Below are 14,390 nucleotides of genomic sequence, written 5' to 3' on the forward strand. Positions count from 1 at the left end.
TGCCTGAAGCTCCGACCACCGTTGCCATCCAGATAAGCTAGAAAAGCTCCTCTAGCGCTTTGCGCTGCGCCGCATGCTTTGCGCCATTTTCACTGATCAATTTTTTCAGGTTGATCAATTTCCACTTCACCGCGGGCAGCCGGGACGCCTGGGGGCGGGCAATGGCGTCAAATTCGGGCGTGCCGTCATGAAGGCTTAGCAGGAACCGCTTGGTATCCTCGTCAAGACGGGACTGGATGTCCGCAATCAATCGCTCACGGGTTTCCAGAAGCTCATCCAGAGCGACGACCGTTTTGGTCATGCCCTCGAATTCTCGCGCAAAAGGACGGTCGAGATCGATCAGGTTCGGGTTCAAGAGCTCATGCGCAGGCCGGGGTGAACTTGCGACATAGACCAGAAAGGTGCGGAAGAGATCGTTCGTCAGACCTTCATTTTCGTAGAGCAATTTGACGTCGTAAAGATCGCGCGGGTGCTGACGATCTACAGCTGCATGGAGTTTGCCACCGAACAGATCCTCGAAGGCGACGATCTGCATTTCCGCGTATCCGAACTCATCCTCAACGGCTTCGGATACAGCACGGGTGTCCGGGTCGTGGACGACCCCGCGTGTGACCGGGGAGGTTTCGACCTTGATCTCGACTCCCTTGTTGCGCACCAGCAGTCGGGTGGCGCCGCCACCGCCGCCTCTGATCCGTTGTGTCCTGGCGCCCGGAACGCCACCTTCGACCGCGGCGGCGATACGATCCATCGCCTCGTTGATCTCGGCAAGGCTCTGGGCGCGCTCCTTGATAGGCAGGTAGGTTAGGTCAATGTCCACCGACAGCCGAGGCAGATCACGGTAGAACAGGTTGATGGCCGTGCCGCCTTTGAGCGCAAAGATGGGCTCGTTTGCGACATGCGGGAGTATGCTTACAAGGAGCGCTACCTGAGATTGATAAGTTTCACGCACCATCGCCGGTCTCCGCTCGCACAAAATCTTCCGGCACCATGATGCGGTAGCGAGGGTGTATCTTGCCGCCCGTGACCAGTGCGCGGTCGCCGCGACCGAGGTTGAAGTCTTCGGGATCAAGGCGCTTGCGCCAGGGGTGATTTTGGCGGTCGGCAAAAACAAAGAACAGGCGCCTGACCTTGATCTTCCTACAGCTGTGCAGCAATGCCGAGAGCATGCGTGGGCGCAAGGTCGTCAGGCTTTCAAACACCATGTCAAGGTTATGAAAGCTCTCATGGTCGGGAAGTTCGTCCATGACTTCCATGACCGCGCGCTCCGGGGCAGACATCTTCAGTTCCCAGTCCCATGGGAGGGTAGAGCTGGCATCGGTCTCGTCTTTTTTCAGGCCGAGTGACGGATCGGCAAACAACGTCGTCCTGCGGGTCTCTATCGGTGCGTTGAGCGGGAGCCTGGTAAGCCAGTTTGGTATGGCGTCGCCATAGATCCAGACAGGCGCGTTGCTGCCCAGGCGCAGATAGTGATCATAACCTTGCTGAGCCAGTGCGGTCGAGCCGCCGACATGGGCATCGTTACGCATGATATGCTGGAGCGAGAGCAGGCATGTCTTCCAGTCGAACACGCTCGACATTCCTGTGGCTGGTGATGGACGACGGTATACGCCGTGGAGGACGCGCTCCAGCCAGCCGGTCTCAACGTATTTCCGGGCAAGGAAACGGCTCACGCCCTGGCGTTCGAGCCACGCCGTATCAACCATGAACCCTGGGGGTATGGCGTCCAGTGTGCTCTTCAGCTTTTGTTCCCTGCGTGCACTCATAGGACACAAATTAGTATGTTTTCAAAGAACTCGCCAGTGATCTCTTTGTACTGTGCAAGTTTTGTGTACCCAAAGGGCACAAATCAGGTAATTTAGAAAGAATGCAACCGCCGCCAAGACCGGCCAAGGTGATCTCCCGCGCCAGACTGCCTCGAGCCACTCCATCGACATCGTTGGCCATCACCCAGTTGGAAAGAACCACGGCCTCTCACCCTATATGCCGAATGAGCTAATGGGATGAACCGCTCAGAAATCGTATGATCCATGGTCACGGAAGAATTCTTCCAGGTCTTGGATTGCCACATAGCCTCTGACCACGAACCGGCCTCACGGAAAGTTCAGCGAACGATTTCCTTCTTCCTTCCCCTCTCCTGCTCAATGCTCTCTGCCGTGATCCCGCCCAGATCGATCCTCGGCGAATTCCCCTGCCCTTTCCGCCGGCGCGGTGGCTTTGACGTGACCTCGTCCACCGCATCGCCGCCCCCGCCTCGGCCAACCTCCACCTGCCGTTGCTCGACCTTCTCCTCGAACCTGGACAGCCGCTCGGTCAGTTTGACAATCGCCTCAAGCGTCGCCGCGGACTCCTCCGCTGCACCGGCTTCACCGGCTGCGCTGGCCTTCACCTGACGCTCACCGGCGTCGACCCGATCCCGCAACTCGCGGATCTGGATCTCTTCCCGCGACAGCGCCGGAAGATCCTGCCCATCCTGGGATTCGAACAACCCTTTCAGCATCCGGTCAAAGCGATAGTTGATCGCCTTCGCGCGGATGGGGTGATCGCCATCGACCACAAGGATGATGTCCTCGCGATCCAGCCGCCGTGCCTCGTCGGGCGGGAGAAGCGGCACCTCTTCGGACCGTTCGGAAACCGTCACCCGCTGAAGATGCCCCGACTGCCGAGATTTCGACACCACCCGCTTCGTGGTCATGCCGCAGGCTTCGGAAACACTCTCGACCGTCATCTCCTCCGAAGGTGTCATGTAGGCCTTGATCCCGGCGCCGCCCTCGAGGCTCAGACGCTCGTTGCGGCCGTAGATCTCGTCGAGCTTCGGGATGGTCTGGGTGATGATCGCGAGCTGGCCGCCATAGCTGCGGAGCGTGGTGATCGACTCCGTCACGATCGGCATCTTGCCGAGCTTGTGGAATTCGTCGAGCACGATCATCACCGGCCAGGGCTCATCCGCGCCCGGCTCGTGATGTTCAAGCGAGGCGATCAGGTCCGAGAAGAACAGCCGGATCAACCCGGCCATCGGCTTGATGTCCTGCGGCGGGATCGTGAGATAGATCGAATGCGGCACCTTCCGGATCTCCGCGAAGGAAAAATCCGTCTCCGAGGTCAGCCGGTCGGTATGATGGTTCTCCCAGGGGTCCAGCCCCGACGTGTTCAGGAGCGAGATATACCCCGACAGCGTCCGCTCGGTGACCTTCGAAAGCGCCTCCCACTGCAGTTGCACCTGCGGATTGCGGGTCTCCAGCGCATGGGCTGCAAAGGACTCCGCATAGTCCGACCCCCCGCCATTCACGATCCGGTAGACCTCGCCGAGCGTCGGGATCCTGCGTTCGAAGGCCAGCATGCCGGCGGCAACGAAAGCCTTGATACCACCGCGCAGAAGGCTCTCGTTGCCGGGGTTCTCGGTCTGCAGGAAGAGCGATGCGAGCTTGTTCAGCTCGAACATCTGCTGATCGGGATCCTTAAGCCCGTAGATCCGGAGGAGCGGGTTGTACCGATGCGAGGGTCCGGTGAAATCCGTCGGCGCAAACCGGAATACCCGGTCGCCCAGCGACGCCCGCCGGCGCGATGTCTTCTCGAAATTCTCCCCCTTTACATCGAGCGTTACGGTCGAACCCTTGTAGGTCAGCAGGTTCGGGATCACGAAACCCACCCCCTTGCCGCGGCCGGTGGGCGCCACGATCATGCAATGCGGATGCTTGCGCGAACAGATGAACCGACCTAGGCGCGCTGACGGGCGCGAGGTCCGGGCGAGCAGGAAGCCCCTGCCCGGCTCCTGGAAGAATTGCCCGCGCCGGAGTTCGGCATGGGTCTGCCAGTGGGTGACCCCGTAGAGCGAAAGCCGCTCCGTGATGAAATAGCCCCCCAGGAACATCGCTCCGAGCGTTCCGCCACCGAGAATGAGTGCCGTCTGCTGTGCCAGATCGGGATCGACCCGCATCAGGCCGGGGAAGCCGGTGAGGATCGCGAGGTAGTCGACATCGATCCCCAGCCGGAACCCGAGCCAGGCCGTGGCCAGCACATAGCCGATGGCCGCTCCGCAGATGGCGAAGAGCGCATAGCCGCCAAGAATACGTGGCATCGTCCGTCCCTACTCGTGATCGATGCCAGAGGACCCGTGGCCCGGCCTACGCTGCGCGACCAGGCGCTCGGCCGCCTCGCGGCGGAGATCGGCGGCAGCCTGTGCGTCGATCGAATGGCCGCGCTCGCGATCCTCCTCGACCAGGATCGAGGCAAGCGCGCTCTGCGCCGCGGGAGAGGCCGTGATCCCGGACAGCACATCCGAACGCCCCGCGCGCAGCTGTTGAAGCACCTCGCCGTCGAGTGTCTCCCGCAGGGCGTCGGCGATGGCCGAACGCTCGCCCGGGTCCGCAACTGTCGCCCCCCGCTCGGCGGCCTCGACCCCGCGCCGGATCGCCTCCGGCATCGCCGGCCTTTCGACCAGCTCTCCACCGGCTTCCGACAACTCCAGATCATGCGCAAAGGCACCGACTTCCTGCAGGTCCTGGCGTATCTCGGCGTAGAGATCCTCCAGGCTGGCGCGGGCCTCCTGGAATTCCTCCGATGCCGTCAGGTCCAGACCGCGCGCCGCGGCATGGTTTTGCAGATCGTCGAGCATCCACTGCCGCTCGAGATATTGCCGTTCGTTGCCGGCCTCGACCCGCGCCAGCACGGTCTTCGGATCGATACCGGATTCCGCCAGGGTCTCGCCGAGCTGCGAGACCGTGCGTTCATCTCCCAGGCGATCGGGGTCGGAGACGAGGACGGCGTTGTAGGGGCTTGCGTCTCCCGGCGGGGTTTCAAGGCTTTCATTGCCCGGAGCCGCCCGATTGAGGCTGGCCAGATCGGCCAGGAGATCGGCCTGCTCCTTCTCCAGATCGGCACGCTCAGACGCTGGCAGGGCATCCAGTTTCTCGCCAATCCTGCCGAACCGGTCTTCAAGTTCCGCAAGCACAGTGTCGAAGCCTTCCGCTTCCGACAGGGTCTCGGCATCCGCCATAAACGCATCTCCTCTGGGCAGGGGCCCGTATTCATTCAAAACGGCATTGGCGCGGGACAGCACGTCCGCGACCCGATGCAGGTCTTGCCTCTCGGCAAGAACGCCCAGTGCGCCATAGAGCGAAGCGGCGTTGTCCACCTGGGATTTCGCGAAGTCCAGATCGGACCCGACACGAACCCGGTCCTTCGGTGCGCGGTGTTGCTCTCGTGCCTTGTAGACCTCCCGCGTGGTCGGCGGCCGATGCACCAGCCCCCGCTCGAACCGGTTGCTCGCCGTCATCTCGACGCCATGGCGCTCGCCATGGGCCACCATTGCATCGCGGATCGACTGGTAGCTCACCGCACTTCCATAGCGCAGCGTGAAGAGTTTCCCGTCGCTGCCGCGGCGATTGAGGATGATATGCGCATGCGGATGATCGCGGTCCGTATGCACCCCGGCGATGTACTTGTACCGGACGTCACCCGAGCTGAACATCTCGTTGCAGACGGCCGCGGTGATGTCCCGCACCTTCCCGGCCGGCGTCCCGATCGGATAGCTCAGCAGCATGTGGCTGGAATAGCCGACCTTCGTCCGCCCCCACCAATCCTGCTCCCAGTTGCGCGCAATGCGATCGATGTCGCCCGCCTCCAGCCCCTCCTTCCCGGCATGCAACCCCGTCGGGTCGACCAGCGCCACCGACTTGCTGAACACGTAATCGAGCTGGCCTTTCAGTCCCTTTGCATCGACACAGCCGCCGGATTTGATCAGCTTGAACACCGCCGCGGGCCGGCCCGACGCCGCCCGCGCCATCGTGCCCATCCGGCTGCGGGACGCCTCCCGCCCGGCCGATCCGGACGGCCGGCGCCGATCCCGCGGCGCCCCGACAGCCCGGGGCATCCGTTCGAAGAGCCGTCCCATCACCGCGTCGACAGCCGTCCGGTCAACCATCCGATGCCCCCTCTTCCACGGAAGCGACAATCGCCGCGGCCCGCACCTGCGAGTTCGAGATCAGATCCCGCAGCAGCCGCTTCAACGCGACCACCTCATCCTCCAGCGCCAGGATCTGCTCGATCTGCGCCCGTGCCGGATCCGCCCGGCCAATCTTCCGGACCGACAGGCTCAGCGCCGCCGCCACCTGGTTGAGGTTCCCTCCCGCCCTGGCAAGCTCTGCCTGCATTGCGTCCAGCGCGGCCTCTGCCTCGGCATCGGGCTCGTAGAAGCCGACCGCCTGGCGCACCAGCGCCCGCAGATACGCCGACTGGCTCCCGTGCCGGCTCGCCTCGACCGCCCGCTCCAGCCCGGCCCGCTCTGCCTCCGACAGTCGAAACGCCACCGGATGTATTGCCCGTGAGGTCGTTCGCTGCCCCCGGAACTTCCCCACCGCCCGGTAGATCGTCGGCCGCGACACCCCGAAATGCGCCGCCGCCTCGGCAACGGATGTCCCGCCCAGCACCATGCGGGCCGCGGATTCCTTCTGCTTTGCCGTCAGTCGCAAGGCTTGAGCTCATTTGTAACGTTTACGTTTACCATATCCTGCAATCCTTACGTCTTACGAGATTCCACTTTCCTAGTATGTACTCCCTGCACCGGCCAGCCAAAATCCGACCCCGCTGAAAACGGCAGGCGATTGCCGCAATCGCCGAAAACCGACGGCGGCTCGGTGGTGCTTCAAAGAACCCCTGCACCTGACACACGGCCCGCGCCCACGTGAATGCTGTCTCCCTCGTGCCGAACCGGTTTTCCTGACGCGCCGCAACGCGACCGGGGTCCGGGGCATGAACCAAAGGGCGGTTGCGCCGGGGTTTGGCGAGGCGGAACCGGATGTCCCCGTTGGCACACTGGCCAAAACACGTGGCACGGCGGGCATAGTTTCTGGAAGGGAGCACATCGCCCCCAGCACTGTCCCTTTGGCACAGCGCACACTGCACAGGACGCATGGCACATGGCCCGGCGCACAGAGGACAGCGGGCGGAGCAACTCAGCCATCGAACAGCGCACGCAGCACACATCACGTTGACATCGCCTCACTGACCGGCGCACATCGGCCCTCCGTGCGAAGCACGCCAGCAACCATCGAGTGGAGAGGCCGAAGATGCCCAACGACAACCTGCGCGTGATCGCGCTCATCAACAACAAAGGCGGCTCGGGCAAGACCACGCTCGCGATGATCTTCGGCAGCGTTGCGCTCGCCGGAAATGCGCGCGTCGGCTTCGTCGACATGGACCCGATGCTGAACCTGACCAAGTGGGTCGCGGCGGCGCGGGAACACGGGCTCTGGGCGGAAGGCGCCGAGCTTCTGACCTCGGAGGACCCGGACGAGGTCGCCGCCTGGATCGACGATGCCTATGACAGCGATCGGCTCGACTACATCTTCGTCGACACACCTGGATTTGCCAGCGACAGGATCGAAGCCGCCGTCCTTGTGGCCGACCATGTGGTTTCGCCAATCCTGACCGGCGCCAATGACGTTCGCTCGGCGCTCGACATGAGGGACTGGTTCACAGGCCTCGCAGAGCGGGTCAGCGGCGGCGACGTGCCCCCGGTCGTCTTCGTTCTCAACGCCCTGGCCGACGATATTCCCGACCGTCTGCCAGTCGCACAGCGCGAGGCCTATCGCACCATTCGGTCGGAACTGCCGACGACCCCGACAACCCTGCGGCGTGCCGCCGACTACGGCACCATGGCCGCCAAAGGCCCGCTCTACGCGCTCGCCGTCAACCGCGAGCTCGCCGATGCCGCCACCGTTCGGATCACGGCGCGAAGCGCCCACAAGGCGCTCGCCCGCGGCGCTGATGTCCTCAACGAGGTTCTGGGTGGAGAGCTCTATCTTGCCCGGGAAGAGGAAACCGCCTGATGCCGCGCAAACGTCCAACCGTCACCGCACCCGATGAGACCGGCTGGGCGCGCCCGATATCGGCGGCGACGCCGCCGCCGAGCCTCAGGACGCGTGAGAGGAAGAACGCGGCGTCACCTTCCACGGAGACGGCACATTCCGACCGATCGACGGCAGGGAACCCGCGCCCCGACGAGACCGAGAAGGTCGTTGATGCCTCCCAGCAGCCATCGAAACCGGCCGCGAGCGGTGAACGCGTCTCGATCCAGCTGCAGGTACGGGTTCCGGACACGCTCAGTCACGAGGTCTCCGCGCTTCTGAAGGGGAACGGCCTCACCGACGAACACCTTCGTCGCCTGCTCGCCAAGGAAGTCGCCGCCATGCCGTTCAGCGCCTATGCCATCCCGGGCTCCGATGAGCTCGCCGCATGGAAGTCCGGGCGATCGATAGGCCGGGCGCGCCTGTCGCTGCCGGCGGATCTGGTCACCGCATATCGCGCGCAGCACGATCCGATCAATGTCATGCCCGCGACCAATGCCGGCGAGGCGATCCTTGCGGCGCACGCCAGCGAGATCTGGGACAGGGTGATCGACAAGGTCCGACAGTTCGTTGGGTAGACGGACCAAGAGCGGGTGCGAATGCGCAAAAGGGTCTGCATTTCACGCAGCGGAGGGCCGCGACCCATCCGGTCACTCCGGCCGATCACCTCTTCGCCGAAGGATATAGGAAGCGGTGGTTGGCCATGCTGTCGACCAATTTGAGGTAGATGCATTCCGGAATGGACTGTGCCCGAATGGCAGGATTTTCGCCTAGTCCGCTTTATGTAAATTCTTGGGCAGGGAGCAGCCAGTCGACAGAGCGGCACAGCAATCGCGGAAATTGGCAGCACGGCCCGCGGCGAGTGTCCTGCTAGACGCCCCGAGGTACTGCCGGACGGCACGCGTAGCGAAACCTGGCATGCTTCGACAAGTGTCTCGCCGGGGGAGACTCGATCGAGATCAACCGCCCTTTCGCTTCGCCGACAGTTTCTCCAAATGAATTGGGCCGTTCCCGCTGCCGGGAAGCGCAATTCATCCGGACTGGGGCTAGAATTTTTGTAATCTTCGTGCTACATATTCTGCAAATCTGTAGTGCGAAGGTAGCAAATGCCTACTCCACATACTCCTCCAGCGGCCGTGCGCCGCGCCCTGCGTAAGCTCGGCGCGGATATCCACGACGCCAGACGCCGCCGCAAGCTGCCCATGGCAGTCGTCGCGGAGCGCGCGTTCACATCCCGTTCGACCCTGCAAAGGGTCGAAGCCGGCGACACAAATGTCAGCATCGGCATCTATGCTGCTGTACTTCAGGCCCTTGGGCTGCTTGAAGGTCTTGGTCAAGTTGCCGACATAAGCAATGATAGTGTCGGGCAAGCACTGGCGAGTGCCGATCTGCCCAAGCGCGTTCATCTGAAGCGGTCAACGAGGTCGTCCCGCAATGGCTGACTTCGAGGTCCATATCGATCTTCACGGCCGCACGCGCCCGATCGGATTGGCGAGAAGCAACCGCGTTCGAGGCACAGAGACCATCCTTTTCGAATATGACGGCGCCTGGCTTGAGGACGCCGAGCGCTTCTCACTTGAGCCTGCGCTCGCTCTTACGCGCGGCGCCTTCGTTCCTCCTGCCGGTCTGGCGACATTCGGATCCATCGGCGACTCCGCTCCAGATACCTGGGGCCGCCGCCTCATGCAGCGTGCCGAGCGTCGCTTAGCCGACCGCGAGGGCCGAGCAGTCCGCACGCTTGCGGAAAGTGACTACCTGCTTGGGGTCGCAGATGAGACGCGCCTCGGCGCGCTACGATTTCGCTGGGCCGGCGAAGAGACCTTCCAGGCGCCGATCAGGGCCGGCGTGCCAGCCTTGATCGAGCTTGGCCGTCTTCTCCAGATCACCGAGCGGATTCTCCGGGACGAGGAAACGGACGAAGATCTTCAACTGATCTTCGCGCCCGGCTCCTCCCTTGGCGGTGCGCGGCCGAAAGCCTCGGTTATCGACCAACATGGCCATCTCTCCATCGCCAAGTTTCCCAAGGAGACAGATGACTACAGTATGGAAACCTGGGAGGAGATCGCGCTACGGCTGGCTGGCCAAGCCGGTATCGCCACCCCACAACACGAACTTGTCGATGTGGCTGGTAAATCGGTGATGCTATCGCGACGCTTCGACCGCGATCGTGCGATCCGCATCCCGTTCCTGTCTGCCATGGCGATGATGGGTGCCAAGGACGGCGAACGTGGCAGCTATCCCGAGATCGTCGACGCACTGACCCAGCATGGCGCACAGGGAAAGACGGACGCCCACGCACTTTATCGGCGTGTCGTGTTCAATGTTCTGATCTCCAACATCGACGATCATTTGCGCAATCACGGCTTTCTGTGGCTCGGCAAGGCTGGATGGTCGCTCTCGCCCGCCTACAACCTCAATCCGGTGCCCACGGACCTGAAGGCGCGCGTGCTGACGACAAACATCGACCTCGATGAGGGCACCTGCTCGCTCGATCTGCTTGAACGGGCTTCGGAGTATTTCGCCCTCACGCTGGCGCAGGCACGCGCGATCATCAAGGAGGTCGCGACCGTGACTGCGACATGGCGTGAGACCGCAAAGGTCGTAGGCGCACGATCGTCCGAGATTACCCGCATGGCCAGCGCCTTCGAGCACGACGATCTCACGCGGGCGCTGGCGTTATGACCAGGACATTCTTGCATAGCTTCGATCCGCCAAGCGCGAGCCCGGTCTCCGGGGCCATCGTCGATCTGGAAGTTTCCGAGATAGAGGATGCCGGTATCCGAGAGGTGCTTCAGACACCGGGCGCGGCCTATGGCGCCTGGTCGATTCTCGATGCGCTCTTGGCCCCGACCGGCTCAGGCACACCGTTCTTGTTCAGGGAGCCGCTCGGTCAAGCACGAGAGGTCAAGGTCGCGCTCTCCGGCCTGTTCGGACGGTTCGTCGCGCGTGCCTACCTCGAGCGCTATTTCAACCTCTCGATTTTCGCCCATCTCGGCAGCCACACGATCGACCTCGATCGCCGACATAAGGTCAAGATCACACGCCTCGCCCGTGGCGACCTGCCTGACTGGATCGCCTGCGCATCCGACCTGTCTTCGCTGACTGTCGCCGAAGCCAAGGGTTGCCACGATATCGGTGGCCCCGCCAAAGCGCTGGACCGAGCATGGGCGCAAGCACGTCGGATCGACGTCACTGTCCGAGGCCACAAGGTCGGGGTGAAGCGTATCGCGATCGCCACGCGCTGGGGAATGGCAACGGCCGGTCCAGCCGATGCCCGTCTTTCGGTTCGGGACCCCATCGAGGAAGGCGAGCCTCACACCCAGGAGGAGAAGGACGCGCTCTTCATCGGCATGCTTCGCCTCCACATCGCCAATCTGATCAAGCCGCTCGGCCATGCTGAATTGGCTGGCGTGCTTCGGAGCCTAACGCGACAATCATTTCCACGAAGGCTACAAGGCGAGACACAGCGTGCTCGCTCGCTGCTTGACGCTTCTCCGGTGCGGGATGTTGAGAAGGCAAGTGTCGCCATGGACGGTCTGATCGGCGGGATCGTCACTCGCGCCGGACCGCTCACCGACACCGACATTGAACCAGCGGATCAAGAAGCACTCTCCCGCCTTAATCTCCGGCCCGTGTTCGTCGGGATCGAACACGAGCTCATTCGCGCCGCAATCGACGCCGAGCCGCAAGCCATTCGCAGCCGTCTCGCCGACAAGACGGGCCCGGACGAATTTGCACGACCGGATCGTGCTGGCGGCTGGATCATTCCACTCGGCCAAGAGCGGCGCATGAAAGGCGGCACCTGAAATAATGATCACGGAAGACAACCATAATAGAAAACAGCCCGCCAGATCTTGCGGGCGGGATCGGGGCAGAAGACATGGACGCGCACGAGACTGATCTCTCGAATGAAGCTGCAGCACTGGCCGATATACTCAAGTGGTCGGTGGACCTGCCCGCCTGGCAACGCGATGCGCTGAGACGTCTGTGCGGTCAGTCCAAGCTGGAGGCCGCCGATATCACAGTGCTTGTCGCGGTCTGCAAAGGCACAGACAAAGGCAGTCCACTCGATGCGACGCACGTCCGGGACCCGGCGGCCAGCCACGCCGTCGTCAGCCTCGGCGCTCTCCATAGCCTTTCGCACGTCAATGCCCTTGCGCCTGGGGAACGGCTCACCTTCGGCAAATCCGGCCTCACTGTCATTTACGGCGATAATGGCGCCGGCAAGTCCGGCTACGCCCGGGTCCTCAAGCAGCTCTGTCGAGCGCGTTCGCCGAAGGGCGATGCAATCCTGCCAAACATCTATTCGACCGGCTCAGGCACTCCCGCAGCCAGCGTCAACTTCTATATTGGCGCCCAGAAGCGAAGCGCGTCATGGGCCCAGGGTAGCCCACCGGACGCCATGCTCTCCGCGGTGAGCGTGTTCGACTCGCGGACCGCCAACGTACATGTCGAAAACACGAACGATCTCGCTTACACACCGCTGCCGCTCCGCATCCTCGCTGGGCTGGCCCAGGCCTGCCAGGACGTCAAAGGCAAACTGGCCGCCGAGATAAAGGCGCTACAAGAGCAGACCCCGGCCGTTCTTTCGATACCCGAATGCAAGCTGGAGACTTCAGTCGGCAAGCTGATCTCCGGTCTGACGGGAAAGACTAATTCAGAAGCCATCGACAAGCTCGCCGGTCTGTCGACCGAGGAAGAAACCCGCCTTCACACGCTCAACACCGACCTCGCCAGCGACCCGGCGCGCAACGTTCGCCAGCTTCAGGGTCAGGAAGCCAGGATCAAGTCAGCGATCGGGCAGCTCGAACGGCTGACCGCCGCCGCGACGGACGAAAGCCGGGTAACGCTACGCGCAGCCCACACGCAACTTGCAACGGCGCGCTCTGCCGCTGCTGCCGCCTCCGCCAACCTTTTCGCCGATGAACCACTTCCCGACATCGGCTCGGAGGTCTGGAAGGCCCTGTGGGAGGCAGCCCGGGATTATTCGCGTGCCTCCGCCTATCCAGATCGCCCGTTCCCTGCAATCAAGATTGATGCCCATTGCGTCCTCTGTCAGCAGCCGCTCAGCGAGGAAGCCTCGAAGCGGCTCAGCAGTTTCGAGGCTTTCGTGCAGGACGAGAGCAAGCGCCGCGAACAGGAAGCCTCAGACGCTTATGTCGAACTGGTCGACGAGATCTCGGCGCACGCCATTTCTATGAAGGACTTGATCGCGATCGTTGCGACGATCCGCGATGATGTCGGCCAGGAGGAAGCTGCGAACGCCCTCCGCCGCGAGATTCTCCTATTGGCGTGGCGGCTACGTGCCATCCTGAAAACCCACGGCCTTGTGGTCTTGCCTGATCTTCCGCCCCCCGGCACCATCTCGCTCGATCCGCTGCGCACGGCACTCAGCAGCATCGCCACGCGCATCGAAGGCTTGCAGTCGGAAGCCAGCTCTCCGCAGCGCGCAGCGCTCATCGCCGAGCGCGATGGCCTTGCCAATCGCAAATGGCTCGGTGTGGTTAAGGCCGATGTGCTTGCCCAGATCGATCGCCGTGCGGCCATCGAGGCGATCGAGAAAGCCAGCAAGGATACCGCAACGAACAAGATCACTACCCAGAGCGCCCGTATCGCCCAGGCACTAGTCACCAACCGTTTACGCGGCAGGTTCGCAATCGAGGTGGACAAACTTGGCGTTGCCGGCCTCGCTATCGAACTCCAGCAGGCCAAGACAACGGCCGGCGTCCCCTTCTTCCAGGTCCGACTGATCAACAAGCCAAGCGAACCGGTCGGCAAGGTCCTGAGCGAAGGAGAGCATCGCTGTGTCGCGCTCGCCGCTTTTCTCGCCGAGTTGTCGACCATCGATGCCCAATCCGCGATCGTGTTCGACGATCCCGTCTCCTCTCTCGATCATTTGCATCGCGACCGGGTGGCGTCCCGGTTGGCCGAGGCCGGCCAGACGCGCCAGGTGATCGTCTTCACCCACGACATGGCGTTCCTGCTTCTCCTCGATGAAGCCTGCCGAGCGATCAAAGATCGTGAGGCGACGCCCATGTCGTACCGACTGATCAGCCGCGGGACGGAGAACGCGGGCTATTGCCATCAGGACCCGCCGGCCAATGTCATGCCGATCGACAAGGTGATTGACGGAATGAAGACGCATCTTGGTAACGTGAATATCCACTATGAACGCGGGGATCAGGCGAAATGGCTGCGCGAAGTGACGTCCTTTCAGGACCAGCTTCGCACGACTTGGGAGCGAGCAGTCGAGGAGGTGGTCGGACCTGTGATCCGCCGCCTATCGCGCAAGGTGGACACAACTGGCCTCATCAAGCTTACCGTCCTCACCGATGCAGATTGTACGGCTATGCGGGAAGCGTTCGGTCGTTGCTCGGCGCTCCTGCACAGTCAGCCGGGTGAGATAAATCCACGGCTGCCCGCGCCATCGGTGATCGAGACCGAAATCGACGCATTGGGAAAATGGATCGCCGACATTCGGTCGCGGCAGGAGAAGGCCGCATGATCACATATCATGTTGCGCAGCCTCGCATAAGGGGAGCGTTC

General features: G+C 62.7%; 11 protein-coding genes. 6 read left to right on the forward strand and 5 right to left on the reverse strand.

What is annotated here, in order from left to right; genetic code table 11:
- Window positions 1–37: 37 nt before the first annotated feature.
- The 5 genes from BM075_RS20565 to BM075_RS20585 all read right to left on the reverse strand — a co-directional run bounded on the left by BM075_RS20565 (window position 38) and on the right by BM075_RS20585 (window position 6,467).
- The gene (locus tag BM075_RS20565; RefSeq protein WP_093362589.1) at window positions 38–952 is read right to left on the reverse strand and encodes a nucleotidyl transferase AbiEii/AbiGii toxin family protein; all 915 of its coding nucleotides are present in this window, start codon (window positions 950–952) and stop codon (window positions 38–40) included.
- A complete protein-coding gene (locus BM075_RS20570) occupies window positions 942–1,763 on the reverse strand; it encodes a type IV toxin-antitoxin system AbiEi family antitoxin domain-containing protein (RefSeq protein WP_093362590.1) in 822 nt (273 codons plus the stop codon). The genes BM075_RS20565 and BM075_RS20570 overlap by 11 nt, the downstream gene beginning before the upstream one ends.
- Before the next feature lie 338 nt (window positions 1,764–2,101).
- On the reverse strand, window positions 2,102–4,075 hold the full coding sequence (locus BM075_RS20575) for a type IV secretory system conjugative DNA transfer family protein (protein ID WP_093362591.1): 1,974 nt from the start codon (window positions 4,073–4,075) through the stop codon (window positions 2,102–2,104).
- Window positions 4,076–4,084: 9 nt separating this feature from the next.
- Window positions 4,085–5,920: a relaxase/mobilization nuclease domain-containing protein gene (locus BM075_RS20580; protein ID WP_093362592.1), complete on the reverse strand. Its 1,836-nt coding sequence runs from the start codon at window positions 5,918–5,920 to the stop codon at window positions 4,085–4,087.
- On the reverse strand, window positions 5,913–6,467 hold the full coding sequence (locus tag BM075_RS20585) for a helix-turn-helix domain-containing protein (RefSeq protein ID WP_093362593.1): 555 nt from the start codon (window positions 6,465–6,467) through the stop codon (window positions 5,913–5,915). Before BM075_RS20585 ends, BM075_RS20580 begins: the two co-directional genes overlap by 8 nt.
- Before the next feature lie 597 nt (window positions 6,468–7,064).
- Between BM075_RS20585 and BM075_RS20590 the strand changes: the two genes are divergently transcribed.
- From BM075_RS20590 to BM075_RS20615, 6 genes are all read left to right on the forward strand, one after another.
- A complete protein-coding gene (locus tag BM075_RS20590; RefSeq protein WP_093362594.1) occupies window positions 7,065–7,826 on the forward strand; it encodes a ParA family protein in 762 nt (253 codons plus the stop codon).
- Window positions 7,826–8,422, forward strand: a complete 597-nt coding sequence (locus BM075_RS20595; protein WP_093362595.1) for a hypothetical protein — start codon at window positions 7,826–7,828, stop codon at window positions 8,420–8,422. Before BM075_RS20590 ends, BM075_RS20595 begins: the two co-directional genes overlap by 1 nt.
- A 528-nt stretch (window positions 8,423–8,950) precedes the next feature.
- Window positions 8,951–9,286, forward strand: coding sequence for a helix-turn-helix domain-containing protein (locus BM075_RS20600; protein WP_093362596.1), 336 nt, complete (start codon window positions 8,951–8,953; stop codon window positions 9,284–9,286).
- On the forward strand, window positions 9,279–10,526 hold the full coding sequence (locus BM075_RS24890) for a type II toxin-antitoxin system HipA family toxin (RefSeq protein WP_093362597.1): 1,248 nt from the start codon (window positions 9,279–9,281) through the stop codon (window positions 10,524–10,526). Before BM075_RS20600 ends, BM075_RS24890 begins: the two co-directional genes overlap by 8 nt.
- On the forward strand, window positions 10,523–11,650 hold the full coding sequence (locus BM075_RS20610) for a hypothetical protein (RefSeq protein WP_177208436.1): 1,128 nt from the start codon (window positions 10,523–10,525) through the stop codon (window positions 11,648–11,650). Before BM075_RS24890 ends, BM075_RS20610 begins: the two co-directional genes overlap by 4 nt.
- Before the next feature lie 74 nt (window positions 11,651–11,724).
- Entirely contained in the window at window positions 11,725–14,349 is a 2,625-nt protein-coding gene (locus BM075_RS20615) for an AAA family ATPase (RefSeq protein ID WP_093362598.1), read from the forward strand.
- The last annotated feature ends 41 nt before the right edge of the window (window positions 14,350–14,390 follow it).

Origin of the sequence: Tropicimonas isoalkanivorans (assembly GCF_900112335.1) — a bacterium.
Lineage (GTDB): Bacteria > Pseudomonadota > Alphaproteobacteria > Rhodobacterales > Rhodobacteraceae > Tropicimonas > Tropicimonas isoalkanivorans.

What these genes read in the sequence shown, in the direction of transcription:
- BM075_RS20565 (WP_093362589.1), bottom strand. Translation starts at nt 952, where the DNA reads ATGGTGCGTGAAACTTATCAATCTCAGGTAGCGCTCCTTGTAAGCATA.
- BM075_RS20570 (WP_093362590.1), bottom strand. Translation starts at nt 1,763, where the DNA reads ATGAGTGCACGCAGGGAACAAAAGCTGAAGAGCACACTGGACGCCATA.
- BM075_RS20575 (WP_093362591.1), bottom strand. Translation starts at nt 4,075, where the DNA reads ATGCCACGTATTCTTGGCGGCTATGCGCTCTTCGCCATCTGCGGAGCG.
- BM075_RS20580 (WP_093362592.1), bottom strand. Translation starts at nt 5,920, where the DNA reads ATGGTTGACCGGACGGCTGTCGACGCGGTGATGGGACGGCTCTTCGAA.
- BM075_RS20590 (WP_093362594.1), top strand. Translation starts at nt 7,065, where the DNA reads ATGCCCAACGACAACCTGCGCGTGATCGCGCTCATCAACAACAAAGGC.
- BM075_RS20595 (WP_093362595.1), top strand. Translation starts at nt 7,826, where the DNA reads ATGCCGCGCAAACGTCCAACCGTCACCGCACCCGATGAGACCGGCTGG.
- BM075_RS20600 (WP_093362596.1), top strand. Translation starts at nt 8,951, where the DNA reads ATGCCTACTCCACATACTCCTCCAGCGGCCGTGCGCCGCGCCCTGCGT.
- BM075_RS24890 (WP_093362597.1), top strand. Translation starts at nt 9,279, where the DNA reads ATGGCTGACTTCGAGGTCCATATCGATCTTCACGGCCGCACGCGCCCG.
- BM075_RS20610 (WP_177208436.1), top strand. Translation starts at nt 10,523, where the DNA reads ATGACCAGGACATTCTTGCATAGCTTCGATCCGCCAAGCGCGAGCCCG.
- BM075_RS20615 (WP_093362598.1), top strand. Translation starts at nt 11,725, where the DNA reads ATGGACGCGCACGAGACTGATCTCTCGAATGAAGCTGCAGCACTGGCC.